This window comes from Streptomyces sp. NPDC057438 (assembly GCF_042802995.1).
In the GTDB taxonomy this organism is placed as follows: Bacteria; Actinomycetota; Actinomycetes; order Streptomycetales; family Streptomycetaceae; genus Streptomyces.
The window spans coordinates 1-21,639 of sequence record NZ_JBHVDD010000127.1 but is presented as its reverse complement, the minus strand read 5'-3'; the positions used below and the strand labels follow the sequence as shown (position 1 = coordinate 21,639).

20 protein-coding genes and 1 pseudogene are annotated in these 21,639 nt (G+C 70.8%); 11 read left to right on the top strand and 10 right to left on the bottom strand.

Annotated features, from left to right (window positions below):
• Positions 1-96 precede the first annotated feature (96 nt).
• Positions 97-441: a hypothetical protein gene (locus ACFU5F_RS39415; protein ID WP_383898117.1), complete on the bottom strand. Its 345-nt coding sequence runs from the start codon at positions 439-441 to the stop codon at positions 97-99.
• Positions 442-932: 491 nt separating this feature from the next.
• Here ACFU5F_RS39415 and ACFU5F_RS39410 point away from each other — a divergent pair, with 491 nt between their 5' ends.
• The 8 genes and pseudogenes from ACFU5F_RS39410 to ACFU5F_RS39375 all read left to right on the top strand — a co-directional run bounded on the left by ACFU5F_RS39410 (position 933) and on the right by ACFU5F_RS39375 (position 6,714).
• Positions 933-1,337, top strand: a complete 405-nt coding sequence (locus ACFU5F_RS39410) for a DUF5994 family protein (protein WP_383898115.1) — start codon at positions 933-935, stop codon at positions 1,335-1,337.
• Positions 1,338-1,374: 37 nt separating this feature from the next.
• A pseudogene (locus ACFU5F_RS39405) lies at positions 1,375-1,624 on the top strand (DUF5994 family protein); the annotation flags it as partial.
• 770 nt (positions 1,625-2,394) lie between these two features.
• Entirely contained in the window at positions 2,395-2,727 is a 333-nt protein-coding gene (locus ACFU5F_RS39400; protein ID WP_383898113.1) for a MerR family transcriptional regulator, read from the top strand.
• Positions 2,728-2,788: 61 nt separating this feature from the next.
• Positions 2,789-3,583, top strand: a complete 795-nt coding sequence (locus ACFU5F_RS39395) for a hemolysin III family protein (protein WP_383898111.1) — start codon at positions 2,789-2,791, stop codon at positions 3,581-3,583.
• A gap of 26 nt (positions 3,584-3,609) precedes the next feature.
• The gene (locus ACFU5F_RS39390; protein ID WP_383898109.1) at positions 3,610-4,125 is read left to right on the top strand and encodes an NlpC/P60 family protein; all 516 of its coding nucleotides are present in this window, start codon (positions 3,610-3,612) and stop codon (positions 4,123-4,125) included.
• Positions 4,126-4,183: 58 nt separating this feature from the next.
• On the top strand, positions 4,184-4,444 hold the full coding sequence (locus ACFU5F_RS39385) for a hypothetical protein (protein WP_383898108.1): 261 nt from the start codon (positions 4,184-4,186) through the stop codon (positions 4,442-4,444).
• Between the two features lie 100 nt (positions 4,445-4,544).
• A complete protein-coding gene (locus ACFU5F_RS39380) occupies positions 4,545-4,766 on the top strand; it encodes a hypothetical protein (protein WP_383898106.1) in 222 nt (73 codons plus the stop codon).
• Between the two features lie 142 nt (positions 4,767-4,908).
• Positions 4,909-6,714, top strand: coding sequence for an ABC transporter ATP-binding protein (locus ACFU5F_RS39375; protein WP_383898105.1), 1,806 nt, complete (start codon positions 4,909-4,911; stop codon positions 6,712-6,714).
• A 704-nt stretch (positions 6,715-7,418) separates the two neighbouring features.
• Here ACFU5F_RS39375 and ACFU5F_RS39370 read toward each other — a convergent pair.
• A complete protein-coding gene (locus tag ACFU5F_RS39370; protein ID WP_383898103.1) occupies positions 7,419-8,708 on the bottom strand; it encodes a DUF418 domain-containing protein in 1,290 nt (429 codons plus the stop codon).
• A 141-nt stretch (positions 8,709-8,849) separates the two neighbouring features.
• Entirely contained in the window at positions 8,850-9,377 is a 528-nt protein-coding gene (locus tag ACFU5F_RS39365; RefSeq protein WP_383898101.1) for a hypothetical protein, read from the bottom strand.
• A gap of 347 nt (positions 9,378-9,724) precedes the next feature.
• On the opposite strand from ACFU5F_RS39365, the gene ACFU5F_RS39360 reads away from it, so the two are divergent.
• Positions 9,725-10,399, top strand: a complete 675-nt coding sequence (locus tag ACFU5F_RS39360; protein ID WP_383898121.1) for a response regulator — start codon at positions 9,725-9,727, stop codon at positions 10,397-10,399.
• Positions 10,399-11,520, top strand: a complete 1,122-nt coding sequence (locus ACFU5F_RS39355) for a sensor histidine kinase (protein ID WP_383898100.1) — start codon at positions 10,399-10,401, stop codon at positions 11,518-11,520. Before ACFU5F_RS39360 ends, ACFU5F_RS39355 begins: the two co-directional genes overlap by 1 nt.
• Positions 11,521-11,810: 290 nt before the next feature.
• Here ACFU5F_RS39355 and ACFU5F_RS39350 read toward each other — a convergent pair whose 3' ends face one another.
• The 4 genes from ACFU5F_RS39350 to ACFU5F_RS39335 form a co-directional block, all read right to left on the bottom strand.
• Entirely contained in the window at positions 11,811-12,938 is a 1,128-nt protein-coding gene (locus tag ACFU5F_RS39350; RefSeq protein WP_383898098.1) for a GDSL-type esterase/lipase family protein, read from the bottom strand.
• A gap of 581 nt (positions 12,939-13,519) precedes the next feature.
• On the bottom strand, positions 13,520-14,584 hold the full coding sequence (locus ACFU5F_RS39345; protein WP_383898096.1) for a zinc-binding dehydrogenase: 1,065 nt from the start codon (positions 14,582-14,584) through the stop codon (positions 13,520-13,522).
• A 90-nt stretch (positions 14,585-14,674) separates the two neighbouring features.
• Positions 14,675-15,163: an SRPBCC family protein gene (locus tag ACFU5F_RS39340; protein ID WP_383898094.1), complete on the bottom strand. Its 489-nt coding sequence runs from the start codon at positions 15,161-15,163 to the stop codon at positions 14,675-14,677.
• 36 nt (positions 15,164-15,199) lie between these two features.
• Complete coding sequence (locus ACFU5F_RS39335) at positions 15,200-15,868, bottom strand: flavin monoamine oxidase family protein (protein ID WP_383898119.1); 669 nt, start codon at positions 15,866-15,868, stop codon at positions 15,200-15,202.
• Between ACFU5F_RS39335 and ACFU5F_RS39330 the strand changes: the two genes are divergently transcribed.
• Positions 15,785-16,156, top strand: a complete 372-nt coding sequence (locus ACFU5F_RS39330) for a response regulator transcription factor (RefSeq protein ID WP_383898092.1) — start codon at positions 15,785-15,787, stop codon at positions 16,154-16,156. The two genes, ACFU5F_RS39335 and ACFU5F_RS39330, sit on opposite strands and share 84 nt — an antisense overlap.
• 1,168 nt (positions 16,157-17,324) lie before the next feature.
• On the opposite strand, the gene ACFU5F_RS39325 is transcribed toward ACFU5F_RS39330, so the two are convergent.
• The 3 genes from ACFU5F_RS39325 to ACFU5F_RS39315 all read right to left on the bottom strand — a co-directional run.
• Positions 17,325-18,086: a ribosome-inactivating family protein gene (locus tag ACFU5F_RS39325; RefSeq protein ID WP_383898091.1), complete on the bottom strand. Its 762-nt coding sequence runs from the start codon at positions 18,084-18,086 to the stop codon at positions 17,325-17,327.
• A 420-nt stretch (positions 18,087-18,506) separates the two neighbouring features.
• Positions 18,507-18,731 (bottom strand): hypothetical protein, encoded by a 225-nt coding sequence (locus ACFU5F_RS39320; RefSeq protein WP_383898089.1) that lies wholly within the window; start codon positions 18,729-18,731, stop codon positions 18,507-18,509.
• Between the two features lie 598 nt (positions 18,732-19,329).
• Positions 19,330-21,639: WD40 repeat domain-containing protein (locus ACFU5F_RS39315; protein ID WP_383898087.1), on the bottom strand; the 2,310-nt coding region annotated here is incomplete at its 5' end.

Genomic DNA, 21,639 nt, shown 5'->3' with positions numbered 1-21,639 from the left:
CCCGCCGCCCGGCGCCCGCCGCCCGCCGCCCGGCGCCCGCCGCCCGCCGCCCGCCGCCCGGCGGCACACCGCGCCCACCGCCGGTCCCGTGGCCGCCTATACGCGCAGCAGCCGTCCGGTGATCTCGCGGTACTCCCGCAGCGCGAAGCGCAGTTCGGTGGACTGCGTCTCGTGGTCCAGGTCCGCCCACCCCGCGCGCAGGGCCCGCCGACGCTCCGCGAGGGCGTTCACCAACTGGGCGGCGGCCTCGTCGAACGCCTCCTCCGCCTGCTCCAGCGCCTCGCGCGGGCTGTCCGCGAAGGTATTGACGGCATGTCCGAGGCGGCGCGCGATCTCCTCCCGTCCGTCCGAGGGGAGCAGCGGCTCCGGGCCCGCGGCAGGGCGTCCGTGGATGCCCTGGGGCCGGTCCGCGGGCTGCTGGGCGCGTGTCTGGTCGTACATCGTGGTGTGTACCGCTTCCCTGGGATGAGGTCACCGCCCGAAGGCGCCGTTCGCCTCCTGGACGGCCTGCCGCAGGCTTCCGGAGACCCGGTCGCCCCTTCCCTTCCTGGCCCTGCGCCGTGCTGCCAGTCAACGTCCGGCGACGGTGGGTGTCAACGCGCCACCGGCCCGGACCACCTGCCGGAGGGCGCCGACCAGCGGTGTCCGGGGCCCCGTCCCGCACGAGGAGTACGGTGGGGAGCACCAGGGTGTTCCGTGCCGACCGGACAGGTCGTCTCCAGCACATCACCCGGCCCAGGGCAGCCCGTCACCCCGGCGGCGCCTCCGTCGAAGTGGGTCGACCCGTAGGCCGCCGTCATCCGCCTCCTCGAACGCCTCGAACGCCTCGACCGGTGCACGACGCGCGCCGGCTCACGCCGGAGCGGTGCGCGGCCCGCCGCGCCTGACGTCAACCACCCATCCGCGCACGGCAGCCGACAGGAGCCCGGCCCATGACCACCGCACTGCAACCCCCACTTCCCTCTCACCCCGTCCTGCGCCTGCGCCTGGCCCCCCGCGGCGACCTGTCCCGGGCCATCGACGGAGCGTGGTGGCCGCGCTCCTACGACCTCCTCGTCGAACTCCCGCGTCTGCTCGCCGGGTTGCCACGGGAGTGGGGTCACGTCACCAGCGTCACCGTCAACGGAGCGGTCTGGCCCGCGACGGCCGGCCGGATGTTCGTGTCCGACCAGGTCGTACGACTGCGCAGAACCCCGGCCGCGTCCGCCCCGTCCACCATCGTCCTGCTCGCCCCCGGCCGGGGGCGCTGGGACCTTCTGGTCGTGCCCCCCGACACGACCGAGGAGGCCGCGGAACTGCTCATGGCGGCCGCGGCGGGTACCCCCGAGGGAAGCTGATTACGCAACAGGCCCCGGCTCCCGCGGTGACGGGCTCCTGCCGGACACCGTCCACCGGGCCGTGAAGCCCGGTACGGCCGTCGTGAGGCCGGAGACGACAACCGGCCGGCGGGGCGTTCTCGACGGGGGCGTGGTGGCCGCGCTCCCGTGACATCGCGCCCGGGCTTCCCGCCCTGATCACCGCTCTGACCGAGCCGCTGGGCCCGGTCGCACGTGTCGGCCCGGACGCGCGCGTCTGGGAGGAACCCCCGACGCGGCTGGTCGCCGACGACCGCGTCGTCCGCGTCGCGATTACCTCCCCATCGAACGCGCGAAAATCTACAGTGGCTGGAGTAGACATTAGGTGGCGCCATGGCTATGGTTTCTCTCGTAGCCAGAGAGACAGAAGGGCCCGGCAGATACGAACTGCCGGGCAGCGTCACGCAGTTGTAGTGCGCAGGACGGTGCGGTGGTGGAGTTCCGAAGCCAGGGTTGTCGCAGGACGGGCGACGGGGCTGACGACCGGACCGGGTGGCCCGCGGTGATCAGGGGCCGCCATGAGCAGTACCGCAGTGGCAGTACCCGTAAGTGAAGGTTCGCAGTACCCAGCAGTGAAGTCAGTGGGCAGTACCTCGGTGAAGGCGTCGGCTGCGGGCGCGCGCATCGGGAGGTTCGGCAGCGGGGTTCCAAGCCAGGCAGACGCAGGACGGGCGACGGGGCTGGCTGCCGAAGAGTGGCGCTTCGCGAGGCCACCAGCGGTTCGCAGTATCAGCAGTGCAAGCAGTGCGCAGTACCCGTTCGGCAAGTGATTGGTTCAGAGGGAAGAACGGAGGAGCCGAGCGCCATCAGGATCGCCCGGGCGGGGCAATATCAAGCCCGGGTACCGCAGGACATCGATAGTGAGGTGGTCTCCGGTCGAGCAACCGCGATCCCCGCGTCCCCGACAGCGTCTCGGTCGGGTCAGCGGACACAGAAGGTCGGCGCAGCACTGGGGCCGGCAGATGGTGTAGCAGTTCCTTCGGGGCCCTGGTGCCAGTACGGCACCAGGGCCCCTCCACGCGTTCCACAGAGAGGTGAGATGACAGCAGACGATTCCTTCGGCCGTCTCGACGACGACGATTACCCCGCCTACACCATGGGTCGAGCTGCCGAGATGCTCGACACCACCCCGAGCTTCCTGCGCGCCCTCGGCGAAGCCCGCCTCATCACCCCGCTCCGCTCCGAGGGCGGACATCGCCGCTACTCCCGCTACCAGCTGCGGATCGCCGCCCGCGCCCGGGAACTCGTCGACCACGGGACCCCCATCGAGGCCGCCTGCCGCATCATCATCCTCGAAGACCAGCTCGAAGAAGCCCAGCGCATCAACGCCGAACACCGCCGCGCCGCTTCCCGGCACACGGCCGGCATCTGACCCGCAGCCCGCAGCGACCGGCCAGGCCGTACTTGATCCGCCGATCTCAGAATACGAGCGCATGATCGCCGAAGACACTCAGCCGCCGGAACACGGGCGCTGTCCCCAGCCCCGCCCCGGCACCACTCCCGACGCCCTGCGCACCCCCGCCGTCGATGCGCCCGTCGGCCCAACCGGCCGCCTGGCTGCCGCCGTCGGCCTGGAAGGCGGGGTGGAGCGCGCGGCGGCTGTGCTGAAGCCGAGGCTGCGCGGCTGGCTGCACGCCGGCGTGTTCCCCCTGTCGCTGGTCGGCGGCATCGTCCTGATCGCCGTCTCGCGCTCGGCGGCGGCAGTGGCGGCCTGCTCGGTGTACGCGCTGTCGGCCTGTCTGCTGTTCGGCACCAGCGGGGTCTACCACCGCGGAACATGGGGTCCGCGCGGGGAGGCGGTCCTGCGGCGGCTGGACCACGCGAACATCTTCCTGATCATCGCCGGCACCTACACCCCGCTGGCGGTACTGCTGCTGCCAGAGGGTCAGCAGCGGGTGCTGCTGGCCGTGGTGTGGGCGGGTGCCCTGGCCGGCATCGCCTTCCGCATCCTGTGGATCGGGGCTCCCCGGTGGCTGTACACCCCGTGCTACATCGCGCTGGGCTGGGTCGCCGTCTTCAACCTGCCCGACTTCGCACGCACCGGCGGCACGGCGGTCGTCGTACTCGTCATCATCGGCGGGCTGCTCTACACCGCGGGCGCCGTCGTCTACGGACTCAAGCGCCCCGACCCCTCACCGGCCTGGTTCGGCTTCCACGAGGTCTTCCACGCCCTCACCATCGCCGCCTTCACCGCGCACTACACGGCCATCCTGCTGGCAGCCACATGACCGCGGTCGGAGGCAGCCCCAAGCACATGACTCGGGGGCCCCGACCGCCGCACACGGTCAGCGAGACCGGTGGGCGAGGAGGGCACTGGTGGAGTCCTGCTCGCCCGCCGACGGCGGTCCGCGCCTCCACGGACCGCGCGCGCTCCGTCGACAGCTCCGGCTGTGTCCGGCTGGTGTACGGATACCGCTCGGGTTTCCCGCTGAACAGCAGGGACGGCGCGGCGGGCAACGGGCTGCAGTGGACCCCCTACGCGATCGCCCGCGGGCGGCTCGGCGTACCCGTGATCCCCCTCACCGACCGCCGCCCCGCCGTCATCCAGCAGCTCCAGCCCGGTGACCTGGTCTTCTTCAAGACACGGGAACTGCCCGGCGGACGGATCGGCCACATCGGTATCTACCTCGGCCTGGACACCGCCGACCATCCGCGCTTCATCTCCAGCCGGGAGAACGCGGGCGGCCCCACCATGGGCGTATGCCGGAGCCGGCGCGAGGGCCGGTGCTGTCTGCCGGCCCTCGTCCGATGTACCGTCTGCCTGCGCTGACACTTCCGATCATGCTCGCGCCTTCCTCGGCTCGAAGTTCACCTGGCGAGAACGGCTCATGGTCGGCGCGCTCGGACCACGCGGCACCACCTCCATCGTGTTCGGCCTGCTCGCGTTCAACGCTCTGTCGGACGGGCGGTACGCCGACACCGCCCTGTACGCCATGACCCCGACGGTGCTCGGCAGCGTTCTGCTCCACGGCGGCGGCTCGGTGGTCATCGCCCGGTCCTTGACCGGCCCGCCCCCGTCGGCTGCCGGCCGTCCCGGCTCCCCGGGGACCGACGAGCCGGACTCATCGGTCGGCGCCACGCAGAGTTGATGCCGTACTACCTCCGGCCGGTCCTCTCCAGCCACTCGGCGGGGGCGGGCCCGACAGTCGCCGGATATGCGCGGAGCGGCCGGGCGTCCAGCCTGGAGGCATGACACAGCACGTTCGTGACAAGGAGCCAGGGACCACCGTCGGGGCGTCGGCCGACATCGACGTGCCAGGCCGTGACGTCACACCTCGCAGAGGCGGGTTGTTGGAACTTCTCGGCCTGACGCTGGTGGCGGGCGCCGGTGTCTTGTTCGTCGTCCGTCCTGAGTTCTACGAGGCAGGGGTGCACGTCTTCGCCACGCGGGCGGCCTCCCTGGTCCACTGAGCCGGCGATCGCGGATCTCTCGGGGCGGGCGCCCGGCCGTCGTACGCCCTGATCTCCGTGATGCCGTTGTGCACACGCTCGTTACGAGGGCCGTGGCAACCAGCGACGCGGTGCGCGGCCGACCATGTGGGAAAGGAATCCTGTGAACATCGCATCCGCCCCAGAGGCGACGGGTGCCGAGTCCTTGCGCGCCCGCGAGACGCTCCAGGCGCTGTACGGGTACGTCCGTCCGCACCGGTGGGCCGTCGCGCTCGGTCTGCTGTTGGCGCTGGTAGGGGCCGCCGGAGGGCTGCTGCAGCCGCTGGCCACGAAGACGCTGGTCGACCGGCTCTCGTCCGGTGGCACGATCGGCACCATTCTGCTGGCCATGACCGTTCTGGTCCTGCTGAGCATGGTGGCCGAGGCGTTCGGTGCCTATGTGCTGGAACGGACGGCGGAGTCGGTGGTGCTCGCCGCCCGCCGCAGCCTCATCGGACGGTTGCTGCGGCTGCGCCTCACGGAGGTGGACCGGATGCAGCCGGGCGATCTGATGTCCCGGGTGACCTCCGACACCACGCTGTTGCGGGCCGTCAGCACCCAGGCGGTGGTCTCCGCGGCGACGGGGGCGGTGACGCTGGTCGCGGCGGTCGTGGTGATGGCGTTCCTCGATGCCGTCCTGCTGGGCGTCACGCTCGGAGTCGTCGCGGTCGTCGGTGTGGCTGCCGCGCTGGTGATGCCGAAGATCGGGGAGGCCGCCGAGCGTGCGCAGGTGGCCGTCGGGGAGATGTCCACGGGCCTGGAGCGGGTCTTCGGCGCGTTCCGCACGGTGAAGGCGTCCGGCGCCGAGGAGCGGGAGACCGCTCGCGTCGAGGCGGCGGCACGCAGGGCGTGGCGCCACGGCGTGCGCAGCGCGAAGTGGGAGGCCGTGCTGGGTTCGGCGGACGACCTCGCCGTCGAGCCGGCGTTCCTCGCGGTACTCGCCGTCGGCGGGGCGCGGGTGGCGTCCGGGGACATGCCCGTGTCCACGCTCATCGCGTTCCTGCTGTACCTCTTCTACCTGATGGAGCCGGTGTACAAGCTGGTCGAGGCAGCGTCCCACTACCAGGAGGGTGCGGCCGCGATCGCCCGGATCGCGCAGGTGGACCGCCTGGCGACAGAGAAGCAGGACCGGCACCGGTCGGCGCGGCCCGCGGCGACCGGGACGGTGCGGCCACGTCCGGCGTCGGTTCGCTTCGAGGAGGTGTCCTTCCGCTACGGGACCGGGTTGCCGGACATCCACCAGCGGGTGGACTTCGAGGTGCCGGGCGGCGGGATGACGGCGTTCGTCGGCCCCTCGGGTGCGGGCAAGTCGACGATCTTCGCGCTCGTCGAGCGGTTCTACGAAGCGACCGGCGGCCGTGTCCTGGTCGACGGCAAGGACGTGACACAGTGGCCGCTGCCCGAGCTGCGGTCCGTCATCGGATACGTCGAGCAGGACGCGCCGGTGCTGGCCGGCACGCTGCGGGAGAACCTGGTCTTCGCCGCGCCCGGCGCGACCGACGACGATATACGCGAGGTCCTCACCCGGACCAGGCTCGACGCCCTCGTCGAGCGTCTCCCGCACGGCCTGGACACCCCGGTCGGGCACCGCGGCACGAAACTGTCCGGCGGGGAGCGCCAGCGCATCGCGATCGCCCGCGCAATGCTGCGCAGGCCCCGGCTGCTGCTCCTGGACGAGGCGACTTCGCAGCTCGACGCTGTCAACGAACTGGCACTGCGGGACGTCATCGCCGAGACCGCACGCGAGACCACCGTGCTGGTGGTGGCCCATCGCCTGTCGACCGTCACGGACGCCGACCGCATCGTCGTCATGGACGCGGGCAGGGTCCGCGCGGTCGGCACCCACGAGGAGCTGGTGGCCGAGGACGAGCTGTACGCGCGGCTCGCGGCGACGCAGCTCCTGACCTCGGCGGGACGCCCCGGCGGGTGAGACGGGACTGCGACGCCGAGGACCTTCTCTGCAGGCCGCCCTCCTGTACACGCAGGCGGGCGGCCTGCATTCGTGAGGAGGCGCGGGCCGGCGCGTACGTGTGCCGAGTCGTGATCAACCCGAGCACCGGGCGGGGGCGTGTGCGCGAAGCGGAGGAGGTACCGCTGGAGCACCTCCCGGACGCCGGACACGACGAAGTCCGCGTGCGGCGATTGCTGGGCCAAGAGCAACTGCGGGAGGTTCTTCCCCTGCTCGGGGAGCGGCAGCTCGGCCACCACATCGCGCCCGATGACGGGCGCCTTCTTGAGCTTGGAGCTCTCGGGCGAGTTGGACCGCATCGATGTCGCGGCTGTCAGCCACGTCGTCGTGGACGCGGTCGAGGAGGGCGGTGTCCACGACCGGACGGGTTTCCCCGGCGTTGCCCGGTGCGGGTCTCCACACCTGCCTGGGTGGCCGTCTCAGCCGCACCGGCGGCCACCGTCTCCTGACCCGCACCAGCCGTTGCCCCGGGCCGCGCCGGGCATCACGCCCACGCATGTCCCGCAGTCGCCCGGACCCTGCCCTGGACGGCCGGTCGGCGACGGGCGGAGCTGACAGCGGTCGGCCGGGACCACGGCCGAAGCCCGCAAGGGCGATCCCCTTGCGGGCCGGGCAGGCCGTCCAGGCCGGGGTGGGACGTGCAGGCGTCCCACCCCGGCCGGACCTCACCGGATGTACTTGGCGGGCTTGGTCGCGGTGCTGAGCAGATGCTCCAGGGGGCCGCGGCGGAAGAAGCGGGACCAGACGGTGGCGAACACGATCGCCCCGAGGACGTACATGAGCAGCGGTACCCATGACTGCTGGGTGCCGGTCCCGGCAGGCGTGGAAAACACGGACTGTGCGACGAAGTGGCCGACGTAGGCCGTCAGGGACATGGTGCCCACGGCGATGACCGGTGTGGCCAGACGGCGCAGTCGCGGCAGGCGGTCCATCAGCACGGTCGCGCCCACGATCACGAGGATCGCGACGCCCACGCTGCCGATGATGTCGAACGTGGTCCCGCTGTGCGGCCCGGCCGCCAGGAGCGACGACGCCGGCATCTCGGGGAACGACCCGCCGTCCAGCGGCATCGACCCGGAGCCGCCGGACGACGGCATGCTGCCGAGGGACGCCGACCCGGAGCCGCCGGCCGACGACCCGCCTTCCGCCAGGCTCCGCAACGCGCCGGGGCCGGCGAGCAGCAGGGACATGCCGTACGCGGCCGCCGTGAGGGCGGCACCGAAGGCGGCCAGGCGCTTCTGGACGGTGCCGGAGGACAGGTCGAGGCGGCCCAGTGCCATGCCCGCGATCACGAACGACATCCACGTGAGCGCCGGGTAGAAGCCGGTGAGCAGCAGGTCGAGCACTCCCACCTCGCCGAGGCGGGTGAGCGGGTCGTAGGCGTTGATGGTCTGCTGGACCGACGGGGTCAGCAGCGAGTTCAGGGCGAACGCCAGCTGCGGTGTGACGAGGGCGAACGCGGCCGCGATGATCGCGAGGGTCTTGGCGCTCAGGCGGACCAGGGGCAGGGCGAGGAGGAAGTAGACCCCGTAGAAGCCGAGGATGATCACTCCCCCGTACTCCATCGCCATCACGGTGCCCAGCACCAGCAGGACCACGGCGCGGATCGCGATGCGGGCCTTCGCCTGCCGGCCGGCCAGGCCGGTCTTCGGCTCGCGTCGGCCGGCGATCAGCATCAGGGAGAACCCGGCGAGGGTGGCGAACAGGACCGACGAGTGACCGTCCGATATGTACCGGATCCAGCTGGCGACGCCGCTCGTGGCGGACAGCGGGGGGCCGATGTGCACGACGTACATGCCGAACACCGCCAGCGCGCGGGCCAGGTCCACCCCGACGAGGCGTCCCATCGAGGGACCGGGCGAGGCCGGCGCGGCGGACTCGGGGGAGGTTCGGGACAGCGGAGGCGAGTTCTCCTGCGGAGCCGTCGTCTCCTGTGGCGGCTGTGTCTGTGTCATACGGCAAATCTCGCGTGGCCGTCAGGAGACGGACCATCCGGCAGGCTTCGGTAACGCCCCCGCCGACCGGCTGGTACCGCCCCACCGACCGGCGGAACAGAGCAGCGGCGGCCGGGCCGGCGGGCCCGGACGGCCAACCGCCTACTTGATGAAGGCGTTGGCCACCACGACCGTCAGCCCGAGCAACGAGTCAACGGTGCCGATCATCAAGGCGGAACTCCAGGTGCGACCGGCAGCGCGGGCCGCGAACAGGCCCCAGACGAACAGCAGCACCACGTTCACGGCGAAGGCCACGTACTCGATGCCCGCCGAGGGCCACCACCCCCAGCCCGCGCCGAGCAGTAGGACCACCGTCGGCACCGTCGCCACCACCAACGGCCACTCGGACAGCAACAGCCGCACCGCGGCGCGCGCACCGTGATGGGTCCGGTCGCCGCGCAGGGCGATCAGATGCGCGTAACCGTGCGCCAAGGCCGATGCGGCGGCGGTGATCAGGAGCCACTGGGCGCTGCTGAACCGGTCGGCGGGCGCCGTCTCACCCTGCTCCGTCAGGGCGGCCACCATGGAGCTGGCCAGTACCGCCCCGTACACGCCCCCGAACAGCACATGGGGCTGCGCCGCACAGCGGCGCAGAGCACGGACAGGCTGACGAAGGTTCAATTCGGGCATGGCTGGGTGATCCTCGAACGGTTCGGAAATCGACTGCGGCCGGCGGACCCGGTCGGGCCCACGGATCGACCCCACCGGACGAGAACCGCCGACACCATCCGCCGGACCTCGCCCACCCACCCGCCGACGGGTTGGAACGCTCCCCCCGAATGGCTGGAACCGGCCTGCCGGGTGGCGGGAGTCTAGGGCGGCCGCACCGTCCCGCACCTGGCCGGACGTACCGTCGACAGCGAGCGATCACCGTACGGGAACGTGAGCGCCCCGATGCGGGGCGCAGGGGTGTACAGGGACGTCGAGAAGCTGGACGGAGCAGACGAGTGTGGGGCGGAACGCCGGTGATCCGGGTAGTGGTGGTGGACGACGAGGCGCTGGTGCGGTCCGGGTTCGAGCTGATCCTGAACGCCTCCGACGGCATCCAGGTCGTGGCGACCGCGGAAGGAGCGCAGGCCGCCGAAGTGATCCGGCGCGAGCATCCGGACGTCGTGCTCCTCGACATCCGCATGCCGGACGTGGACGGCCTGACCGTTCTGAGGGAGATCCAGACGCTGCCCGAGCCGCCGACGGTGGCCATGCTGACCACTGTCGACACCGACGAGTACATCCTGAGCGCGCTGCGCTCGGGAGCCGCGGGCTTCCTGCTCAAGGACACCGAACCCGAACGGCTCGCCCGACTGGTACGCACCCTGGCCGCGGGCGGGGTGGTCATGTCCCCGAAAGCCTCGCGGGCCCTGCTGCGCGGCCATCCTGGGGCGGACACGCCCCAGGACGCGGACGTGGCGCGCGTGAACCTGCTCACCGACCGCGAACGTGACGTCCTCGTCCTGATCGCGGAAGGACTGTCCAACGCCGACATCGGCACCCGCATCCACCTGAGCGCGGGCACCGTCAAGGACCACGTCAGCTCGATCCTGACCAAGCTCCGGGTCGCCGACCGCGTCCAGGCGGCACTGCTCGTCGAGCGGGCCGGGCTGCTCGACGACAATGGCGACGTCGGCGCCGCCCCGGCACGGGACGACCGGTGATGAGCACGGGTGAGGCACTGTGGCGGCGGGTGCCGCCCTGGGCCGTCGACACGGGCCTCGTCGTGCTCGCCGCGCTCGACGCCTGGATCAACCTCCACTCCGAGGCGACACCCCTCATGTGGGCCGTCGTCGCCCTCGGGTGCGTCGGACTGATCCTGCGCAGGCGCTTTCCGATGACCGTCTTCCTGCTGACACTGCCCATGACCCTGCTCATGGACGTGGCAGTCGCGCCGATCGCAGCCCTGTACACACTGGCCACGCGCACCCGTAACCGCCCGCTGCTGGCTGGATGCGCCCTGCTGAACGCGGCGGTGGGCACCCTCGCCTGGCCCCTGTCCGACGGGTTCTCCGGCGACCGGACCTGGACGCTCATCGACTTCGTCTACACGCTCGCCATGGCCTTCGCCCCGATCCTGTGCGGTCAGCTCGTGCAGGCCGGACACGACGTGGCCCGCCAGCTCGTCGAGGTCGAAGTGGCCCGCGAACACGAACGCGCCCTGTACGCCCAGACCGTCCTCGCCCGCGAACGCGCCCAACTGGCCCGCGAGATGCACGACGTCGTCTCCCACCAGGTCAGCCTCATCGCCGTGCAGGCCGGGGCCCTGCAGGTCGCCGCCAAAGACCCGGAGGCCCGCGACGCCGCCCGCACCATCCGCACCCTGAGCGTGAACACCCTCGACGAACTCCGCCACATGGTCACCCTGCTGCGCGCCTCCGGCGGCAAGGACACCGAACTCACTCCGCAGCCCACCCTCGCCGACCTCCAGCAGCTGATCGCCAACAGCGGCATCGCTACCACGCTGACCGGGGAGCTCCCGCCCGGCATCAGCACAACCGCCCAACGCACCGTCTACCGCACGGTCCAAGAAGCCCTCACGAATGTCCGCAAGCACGCCCCGGGCGCCCGCGCCGAGGTGCGCCTGTGGCATGACGCGCAGCACTTCGGCCTCACCGTCACCAACACCGCCCCCACCCGCCCGTCCGTCGCCCTGCCCAGCGCCCGGCACGGCCTGATCGGCCTGAGAGAACGCGCCGAACTGCTCGACGGCACCCTCACCGCCGAACCCACCCCACAGGGCGGATACGAGATCGAACTACGGGCCTCCATCCGGCCCGCCTGAGCACAACCCGCCCGACGCGGATCGGTGTGCCTAGACATGCGAAACCCCAGGCCGCTGACCTGGGGTTTCGCATGGGGCGGGTGACGAGAATCGAACTTGCGCGCTCAGCTTGGGAAGCGCCGGCGCTTGGGTGGGCTCCATGGGCTCTGACCAGCGCAGATACCTGGCCCTTGAGGTGGTACGGTGCCCCCCGGTTGGCCGGGGTCTGCATCTCGGCCGTCCGTGGCCGAGCAGGCCGCCCGCGACACCACGAGCGGCCTGCGGCTCAGGTTCGATTCACTGACTGCCCGTCAGCTCTGTTGGCCCGTACGGCGCCTGCGCGCGACGTAGACCGCGGCGGCACCGACCGCCACGACCGCGAGACCGGCACCCGCGAGGACGGGAGCGCTGCTCGACGCGCCTGTCTCGGCGAGATCTCCGTTCGTGGTCGGGTCGTTCGCCCCCGTGTCCGTGCCGGACTCGGGCGACTCGCTGGGGGTCGGGGACTCGCCTTCACCGGGCGTGGCCGGCTCGCTGGGGGTCGGGGACGCGCCCGCACCGGGTGCGTCGTTCTTGGCGAGTTCCGCCACGAAGGCGCCTGCGATCAGCTTGTGGCCTTCCGCGTTGGGGTGCGGGTCCTTCTTCGTGCACGCCCAGGTCAGCTGGCAGATCTTGGCCACGTTCGCCGGCACCTCGCCCGCGCCGGGCACGTTCACCTGCGTGGTGAAGTCGTCCGAGGAGAAGGCCCCGGCCACGTCCGCCACCTTGAAGCCGGTGGACTGGTACACCTGGGTGATCCCCGCGTTGGCGGCCTTGATCAGGGGTGCCGACTCCTTGGCGGCCTGCTGCCCCGCGGCGCCCTGCAGCCAGGCTCCCAGGAACGGGTTGTGGTAGTTCGAGCCCACGAACTGGGTGTTGTCCGTGCCCGCCGCGCGGAGGGTGCCCGCGATCTGGGCGAGGTTCTTCGCCATGCTCTGGCTCTTGCTGTTCAGGCATGCCGCGTCGAGGGTGCCGGCCGGGCTGACGCAGTTGAGCAGGATGTCGTTGGCGCCCACGGTGAGGGTGACGTAGGCGACCTTGCCCTTGTGCTGGGCCATGGCCTGCAGGGCGGCGTCCAGTTGGGACTTGGCGTTCGGGTAGTCGCACTTCCCGCCGTTGATCAGGGACTCGGTGGTCTCCGCGGTGCAACCCAGGCGTATGTGCTTCAGCCCCGGGCTGCGCTGCTTGAGCTGCGCGAAGAGTTGGTCGGTGTAGGCGATGTCGGTGTCCTTGTCGACGTCCGGCTGGTAGCCGGAGGCCAGGGAGTCACCGACCGAGATGTAGTACGTGGCGTCCTTGCCGTCGGCCGTCTCGTCGGCGGCGGCAAGTCCGGGCGTGCTCAGCATGACCGTCACGGCGGAGACGGCCAGCAGAGGGCCGAAACGCTGAAGGGATCTCATCACTTACGTGCGCTTTCTGATGCGTTGGGGGGTTTGCGATGCCGAAAGGCGTGGCTCGAGGCAGCCAGGCTCACCGCTACGGTTTTCGGGCATCCAAGGAAAGCCTTGGTGAAGACTTGGGGGGGAATTCTGCCTCTGTGAAACTGCGAGACTTACCTGACTTGGCCTCGGAGGCGCGGGCTTCAACCTAGCAAGAGTGGCACCGACTTGGGTACGGGAGTCGATAAAGAAATGAACACAAAGGTGCGTGTAATCGTCAGAAAGGCTCGTCCGGCCGGGAATTGGTGACCGGACTCGTAGGTAGCCATTCGCTGAGTGATCGACTGGGTGGTGAATTCCCCGCGCGGCAGCCTGCCCACTGCACGCACGTGGTGTTGAGCGTACTGGTTGGCCTCATGTTCGACGGGGTGAAGGATGCCGGTCGCAGAATGCAGACGCTGGAAGTTAAACCGGGCGACATTCCGCGGAGTTGGACGGCACACGGCAGATCTGCTCGACTCCGAACACCTTATTGAACGGGGCTCCCTCGGTTCGGGGCAGGCGCGGAAGGCGGGCAGGCCGACTTCCGGGTCGTCAGTGGTTCACGGGGTGAGGACGAGGCGGATCGGGTTGCCGGTTTTCTTCTCCAGCCGGGTGACGGCGTCGGCCGCCTCGGCCAGGGGAATGTGATCGGTGATGGAAGGCGCCAGGTCGAGCCTGCCGGCGGCGGCCAGGCGGATGAGCTGGGTCACGTGTTCGGGTCCGGAGCCGTAGTGACCGCGGATCTGGTTGCCGCGGTAGCTGAAGGACGTGCTGTCGGTGATCGTGAGCGGTTCCGGGGTGAGGCCGGCCAGGACGAGGACACCGCCGGCGCCCAGGAGCGCAGCAGCCTGCTCGCGGACCGCTGGGAAACCCGCGAAATCGAAGGCGGCGTCGAGGCCGCGGCCGCCGGTGGCCCGGCCCACGGCTTCGGCGAATCCCGGGTCGGTGGGGTCGAGTGCGAGGTCGGCGCCGAAGGCGAGGGCCCGTTCGCGGGCCTCGGGCAGCGGGTCGACGGCGATGACGGGTGCGGCGCCGGCCAGGCGGGCGAGCCGGATGCCGTGGGCGCCCAGACCGCCGGCGCCCCAGATGCCGACGCACTGCGCCGGCCGGACCGCCCCGGTCTCGATGATCGCTGCATATGGGGTGGATACCGCGTCGGGGATGATGGCGGCCTGGTCGAAGGGCAGGTGGTCGGGGAGGGGGGCGAGGGTGTCCTCCCGGGCGACGGCGTACTCGGCCCAGCCGCCGTCGTAGTCGACGCCGCGCGTGAGCGGCCGTGGACAGGGGGAGCGGCGCATGCAGTCGGTGCACGCCCCGCACGCCTGGCCGGCCTGCAGGGCGACCCGCATACCGGGGACCCAGTCCCCCAACAGGCCGGGGCCCAGGGCGTGGATGACGCCCGCGACCTCGTGGCCGAGGGTGACCGCGCCCGAACCGGTGACCGCCTCGACAGGAAAGGCAGGGGTGAGGCTGCCGTCGATCAGGTGGACGTCGGACAGACACACTCCGGCGGCCCTGACCTCGATCAGCACCTCTCCGGGGCCGGGGACGGGAACGGGGACCTCTTCGACCGCGAAGGTGCGGGTGTCCAGGTGGAGGCGTCCGGCCAGCATGGTGGTGGGCATGATGCGAACCTCGGTTTTCTGAGAAGGGGAGGGGCGGGCCAGGGCGCCGAGGACCCCGGCCCGCAGGCGGCGGGCGAACGCTGACCGGCGTCACCGTCGACCGGTGCTCGAGTCCTCCGATCGGATCAGGGTGTTGAGGTTGGCCATGGAGGTGCGCATGCCGGCGCGCATCGCGGGCTGCTGTATGGAGTCGAGGAGCAGGCCCAGTGGGCCGAGGGCGATGGTGTACTCCACCTGGTAGGTCAATGCGGTGGTGTCCCGGCCGTCCGGGCTTTGGACCGGGCGGAACTCGAAGATGTTGGTGACGTCCTGGAGTGGGGCGAATCCGGTGCCGGTGTCGACGCGGCGTTTGAGGGGCTCGATCTCCTTGACCGTCCAGACGGAGTCGGTCTTGAGCGGGCCGAGGGTGCGGTTGCGTTCGGCGTAGGTCTTGCCGACGGTGGCGATGCCGTGGTGGTCGGTGACCTCGATGGCTCCGGCGACCCACTCGGCGTACCGGTCGGTGCGGGAGATGATGTCCCACACCCGTCCGAGGGGGGCGTCGATGACGGCGGTCTCGGTGATGACGTAATGGTTCACAGGTGGTTTTCCTCTCTTGTCGGGCGCCTCTGGCGCTCAGTCCCGGCCGAGGAGTTCGGCGGCCGTCGTCCGGCCGGAGCGGACCGCGCCGTCCATGTAGCCGTTCCAGTAGGGGGAGAACTCGGCGCCCGCCCAGTGCACGCGGCCGTGGGGGCGGCCCATCCACTGGCCGAAGTCGGTGAGGACGCCGGGGGCGGCGACGGAGGTGGGGCCGCCCTGGGTGAACTGCTCGGCGGTCCAGTCCTGCTCGACGTAGTCGACGGTGTCGAAGGCGCGGTCCCCGACGACCTGGGCGAAGCAGCGCAGGACGGCGCCTCGGCGCTCGGCGGCCGGACGGTGGGCCCACTTGCGCCATTCCCTGCCGCCGAGGAAGCCCATGAGGACGCCCGGTCCGCCGTCGGGCGGGGTGTTGTCGAACATCTCGCGGATGGGGGAGCCGCCGCGCAGCAGGCCCAGGCCGGACAGTCCGTCCTCCCGCCAGAACGGCTTGTCGTAGACGGCGACACACTTCATCAGGGTGCCGAACGGCAGCCGCTGGAAGAGCTGGTCCTGCTGGGCCGGAAGCAGCGGGTCCCACACGATCCGCGAGGCCACCAGCGGCGGTACGGCGACAGGTTGATCATGTCGACGGCGTCGCCGGTGATCTCGGCCGTGGAGGCCCTCGGCCCGACAGCCTTCGAGAAGGCCATCGCGGAAGGCAGTCAGTACGACAGTCCGGCCTGGGCCGTCGAATTTGCCCTGATGGCGTCGGCCGCCGCCGGGCAGAGTGCCTCAGCTGCCACCTCATCTCCCCTGACACCCCGGGAAAAGGAGGTGGCCGCGCTGGTGGCCGAGGGCATGAGCAACCGGCAGATCGCCTCCGCGCTCGACCTGTCACCGCGCACGGTGGACCGCCACATCGAGCACATCCTGGCCAAGCTCGGATTCCGCTCCCGCGCCCGGGTCGCCGCCTGGTGGGTGGCGAATCACCACCCGTCCGGCACCATCCCGTAACGGAGCGCGGCCGGATCGCGCCCCCTGGTGGTGAGCACCCGTTCCGGTCGGTCGTGTCCCGCAGGCCGACGCAGCCGCGGGCTGGGTCGTCGCCGGGGCCCGCGTGCGGTGTTGCATCAGGTGGATGTCGACCCGGAGCCCGCACTGACCGAGCTGGCGCGGTTGCCGCTCGTCATCGCTGAGACCATTTGCGTGGCCGACAGGCAGCGTTCCTGCCCGCCGACCCCCTCCAGGACGTCCGCCCCGTGTCGCGTCTGCGGAACACCTGGCGCGAGTCGGCCCACGTCGCCATGACGATCCTTGCTGCCATGGCGGCGGCAGCGGGCCGCGCACATCCTCCCGTCGATGGGGGTGGGAGAGGGCGTGCGTCCATGGTTGACCCTGGGGGCGGCGGTTCTCGCCGCGACGCTGGTGGCGGGCTGGGGGCGGGTCACCCGCATCCTCGAACTGTTCCCTGCCCAACGCAGAACCGCCTAGTTCGGCACCTCCGCGTGGACCGTGACCCGACTCCAGCTTTGCGTATGCGACTTCGCCCACATGGCCGACGAGGGTGACCCAGGCCACATGAATGCGTCTCAGGATTCGAGACGTTTGGCGTCCGCGATTCCCGCGGTGACGTCTGAGCGTCACAGAAAGGGAGCCCATCTGTACTTAGGGCACGCGGAGGGCACGCAACCCTCAAATTGGTCTGGATAACGAACAAAACCCCAGGCTGCTGACCTGGGGTTTCATCATGGAGCGGGTAATGAGAATCGAACTCGCGCTCTCAGCTGGGGAAGCGACGGCGCTTGGGCGGGCTCCAAGGTCCTGGTCCTGACCAGCACGGATACCTGGTTCTGGGGGCGGTCGTCTGGGTCGGATGGCACTGCTGTTGACCGCTGTTCCCCGCCCTTGTGGGCACGCGGAGGGCACGGAACCCCGCGTGAGGCAGGCAAACGCTGCCGGCGGAGCCACTCCGCGTGACACCTCTGGTACGGAGTTCGGCTGCTGAAGCGGCGGTGCGTCTGCGTACGAGTGGTCGCGCCACGGTCACCGCGGAGGCGTTTGGAGAACGAGGCGGCAGGTCCGCGGCGACGCGGATGTCCGCGATGGCGTTGCTGGCGACGCTGGTGCTGGTGGAGAGGTCGGTGCGGTTGGTGAGGCCGATGAAGACATCGCTGATGTTGGCCTAGTCAGGTATCAGGCCGACCTGCCGTGCGGTGACGAAGACGTCGGACCCGTTGTCCATGCCGTTCGCGATGCGGTTGGCGATGGGGCGGAACCGGGAGGCCTCGGTGATGGCGATGATGTAGCGCAGCATGCCGCGCGCCTGGGTGGTGCGGTCGGTGCCGCGGATGCCGAGGTCCCTAAGGCTGTTCTCAAGGCTGAACTCGTTCAGGTTGACGGCGGTCAGCGACTGGTTCGCGACGCGGGCGAGGGCGTCGTAGCCCTCCTTGCCGAGGAACCGGTTGTCGTCGGCGTCCTCATGGTTGGGGACGTCGGAGGCGAGGTTCAGAACGAAGTTGTGCGGGGTGTCGCTGGAGAAGAACCGCACGACGCAGAAGTCGCTGAGCCGTACGATCGCATGCACCGCGGGGGTGTGGTCGCCGCTGCTGATCACGATGTCGGCGAAACTCTGACTTTCCGTGTTGCCGGTGATGGCGACATTCACCTCGGTGTCGACGTTGGGCATGACGCGGCCGTTGGCCGAGGTCTCGGCGAGGTTGCGCAGCTGGTCGAGCATGGTCAGATAGGCGCCCGAGCCGCGGTTGATGTTCCAGGGGACCTGTGGGAAGTCGACGTGTTTCTTGCCGGCGACGGTCTCGGCGTTGATCGTCACATGGTCCGCTGCCGTCGAGGCGGATGTCTCGGTGTCCCTGGGGACTGTGAAGAGAACCAGGATCCCGAGAAGGACGGACAAGGCGACCGCGATCAGGACGCTGGTGGGCATGGTGGGCTCCGGTTGTTCGACGTGCAGCGATGTCACGACCGACGATCACAGCCGGGAGGTTGTTCGGCAGGCCCCCCTTGCCGCCGCATACAATTCCGCGCACTACTTGTCCGGACGTAACGCTGTCGTCGCTCCACGCCTCTACCTTGCGGGCGACACGCTGTGCAGGACGCCACCGGCGTACGGCGGCTGCCCGGCAACCTGCTCGACGCCCCGCCCGCCTCTTCGCGCCGGGGCCGAAGCCCTCACCCGCGCGCTCGCCCCGCGCACGTTTCCCGGAGCGACCCAGGAGGATCCGTCCGGTCGTCTCCCAGGTCGCAGGGCTCACCTGGATGTGGGCGGTGATGGGGTTCGAGTCCCGGAACCGGCGCTGGAGCGGCTGGTCTGCGTAGAGCGCCGTGGGCATGGGTGAGGCCACCGTCAGCCCCGCAGCAGCGGAAGCATAGGTCGGACTGGCGGTGCCAGCCGCTCCGGCCACAGATGGACGGCGTACGAACCGGGACCGGTGACCGGCACCCCGTAGGGGACCCGCAGTCCCGTGACCACGTGGAAGGCGTCGCTGTCGTCGAGGCGGAAACCGTCCTGCTGCCACAGGTAACGCCACGCGCGCTCCACGAGCAGCGGGTGGCGGGCGTGGTGCAGCATGCCGAGAGTGTCCAGTTCATCCCAGTGGACGCTGAGAGGGATCAGCCGGCCAAAGGACACGGCCGGGGCGGTGGCACCCTGGGAGCCGCCGGCGCCGCGGTGGACCTCGGGGGCCGCATCGCCCTACCGGCCCTGAGGCGCACAGCCGGCCGTCATGGACGCACGACGACGATCCATCCGGGGTTGTAGGGGGCAGCCGCGTCCGCGGATCTCTCGCGCCGGTCCACCAGGGCCCGCAGCGGTGGCCCTTGACGATCGACCCGTCGCTGCCCCGGTCCCGACTCCCCCCGACCGGGGCAGCAGCCCGCCCTGATCAACGGGTCGAGAAAACCGACGGGAGAGCTGTCCATGAAGATCCGGAAGACCGGTTGCCGCCGAACGGCCGTGCTGACATCGGCCCTGTCCCTCGCGCTGATCCCCTCTCCACGGCATGTCGCAGACCAAGGTGGGAGGTGGGCAGGATCGCCGGCACCACCACCACGTCCGCGGAAGCAGCAAGGAAGGTAGGCGGGCGGGAACCGGTTCGCGCCGTACTGGCGCCAGTCCCGGGGCTGGATCGCATTGCTGACCCGGTCACTTTCATGATCCACCGAGACGGTCAGGGGCAGACCCGCCGGTACGGACGGTTCGGAACGTAGGTGCGCCACTGTGCCCGGGTCAGCTCCGTGTTCCCGGCGCGGGCGCAGACGAGGGATACCGCTCGGTCGGGATCCACGACGTACCGCTGGAGCGGGACGTGCTCGCCGCCCGCGTACAGCATGGTGCTGTCCGGGCTGAAGGCGAGCGTGTGGATGCTTCCACCGGGGGTGGGCAGAGAAGGGCCGAGAGGTTGCCGGGTCGAGATGTCCCAGAGTTGGACGGTGCCCGCGTCGCCGCCCACGGCGAGCGTGCTGCCGTCCGGACTGAACGCGAGAGCCGTGATGGTCTCGGCTGAGTCGGTGGACGGATCGACGGGCCCCAGAAAGACGTTCCTCAGGATGCCCGCCCGGTGCCGGAGGTCGCCGTCCCAGACGGCCACCCGGCCCGTCCCGTCGCCGGCCGCCAGGCCGGAGCCGTCGGGTGCGAAGGCGATGGCTGCGATGTCATCGTGCTGGACGAGGTCCTGGGCGTGGGACCGGCCCGCTCGGACGACGCGGTTGTCGGTCACGAGGAGCCCGCCGTCACGGCTGACGGCCAGATGACGGCCGGCCGGGCCGGGGAGGAGGGCCGTCCTCCGCCGCTGTGTGGTGTGCCATGTCTCGTTGACGAAGCCGTCGTCGGTCAGACGTGCGGTGAGGAGCGTACGACCGCCCGGTCCCAGGGCGATCGCGTCCGGCGCCATCGCGGACGCCGCCGCCAGGTCCACCGTGGTCTTCGCCCGTCCGGCGCCCACGTCCCACACCGTCAGACGCTGAGGCTCCGTGCCCCAGGTGGCGGCGGAGACTCCGTACGCGAACGTGCCTCCGTCGGGGCTGAAGGACAGCAAGGGCTCGGTGACGTCCGCGGGGACGGCCGGTATGCCGGTGCGGAAGTCGGGATGTGACGGGTCCGGCAGGGTGCGCAGCAGACGGCCGTCGCGCGTGTTCCGCAGCTGGAAGACGTAGCGGTCACCGATACGTTCGGCGGTGGCGAGCGTCCTGCCGTCAGGGCTGAGCCAGACCCCGGTGAGCGGACTTGTGCGCCAGGCGCGGGTGAGCGTCGTGGTGAGGTCGAGGGTGTGGACCGTGCCCCCTTCGAGGTACCGCAGCAGGGGCCGCGAGGAGTCCCAGGCGAGACCGGAGAGCGACTCGTTGTCCAAGGAGTGCCGGAAAACGGGGGTGCCGCCGCTGGGTAGACGCCACACTCTGATCTCCTGGCCGCCGCCGGTCGCCAGAAACGAGCCGTCCGCGCTCAGGACGGCCTCAAGGGCACCCGGGTGGACGACGTCGGCGAGCTCTCGTCCCGACGTCGTGTCCCATACCCGCACCCGGCCCCCGATGAGAGCGAGGAGCCGGCCGCCGGTGAGGCCCAGGAGGACATCGTCACCACAGACGCCGCGAGCGCTCGTCCAGGCGCCGGAACGGACGCTGCGCGTGGAGGTGTCCCAGACCTGCGGGGCCAAGCCGCGCGGACAGACGGCCAGCAGCCGGTCGTCGGCCGCCGCGTGGGTGAGCTCTCCCCGGCCGGCCGACGGGGTCCGGAAGACCAGATGGCCGTCGGTGACCGAGTAGAGCCCGGCCCGGTCGTCGTCCGGGCTCCTCATCAGGAAATTGTGGCCACTCGCCCCGAAGGTCACAGTGTTCCTGAACGGCAACGGGCCCCCGATCCAGCGCCTCGTTCGGGTGTCCCACAGCCGCTGGATCTGCTGGGCGGTCTGGATGACGAGCACCCGGCCGTCCGGACTCGCGGCGAGTATCGCCCCGTCGGGTACCGGCCCCGAGGCGATACGGCGACGGGTGCCTAGATCCCACGTCCGCCAGGTGGTGTTGTCGCTGGTGCTGAGCAGGGTGCGCCCGGAGCTGTCGAGGTACCGGTTCGGTTCGTCACCGGGCGCCGGGTCGGTGAAGTTGTCCAGTTCGGGCTGGGCCAGCGCGCCCAGCAGGGCTCGGCGGGACTCCGGCAGCGGGGAGGTGCGCCATGCGGCGACGCCGAGCAGCATCGCGGTGCGCGGGTCGGTGGTCCGCAGCGCTTCGGCGACCGCGGCCACCCGGCGGGCGGCCGTGTCGGTGGTCTGCTTCTCGCTGTCCTGACGCAGTCGTACGGCGGTCAGGCCGACGACCAGGGCCACCGCCAGCACGGCGCACAGCGAGGCCGTGAGCGTGCGGCTGCGGCGTCGGGCCCGGGTGGCGGTCCGTTCCTCCGCCGCCCGCTGCTCCACCGCGGCGACCAGGAAGGCCGTCTCCTCGGACGTCAGACCGTCGTAGGCCCGGTCGTCGCCCGCGAACAGTTC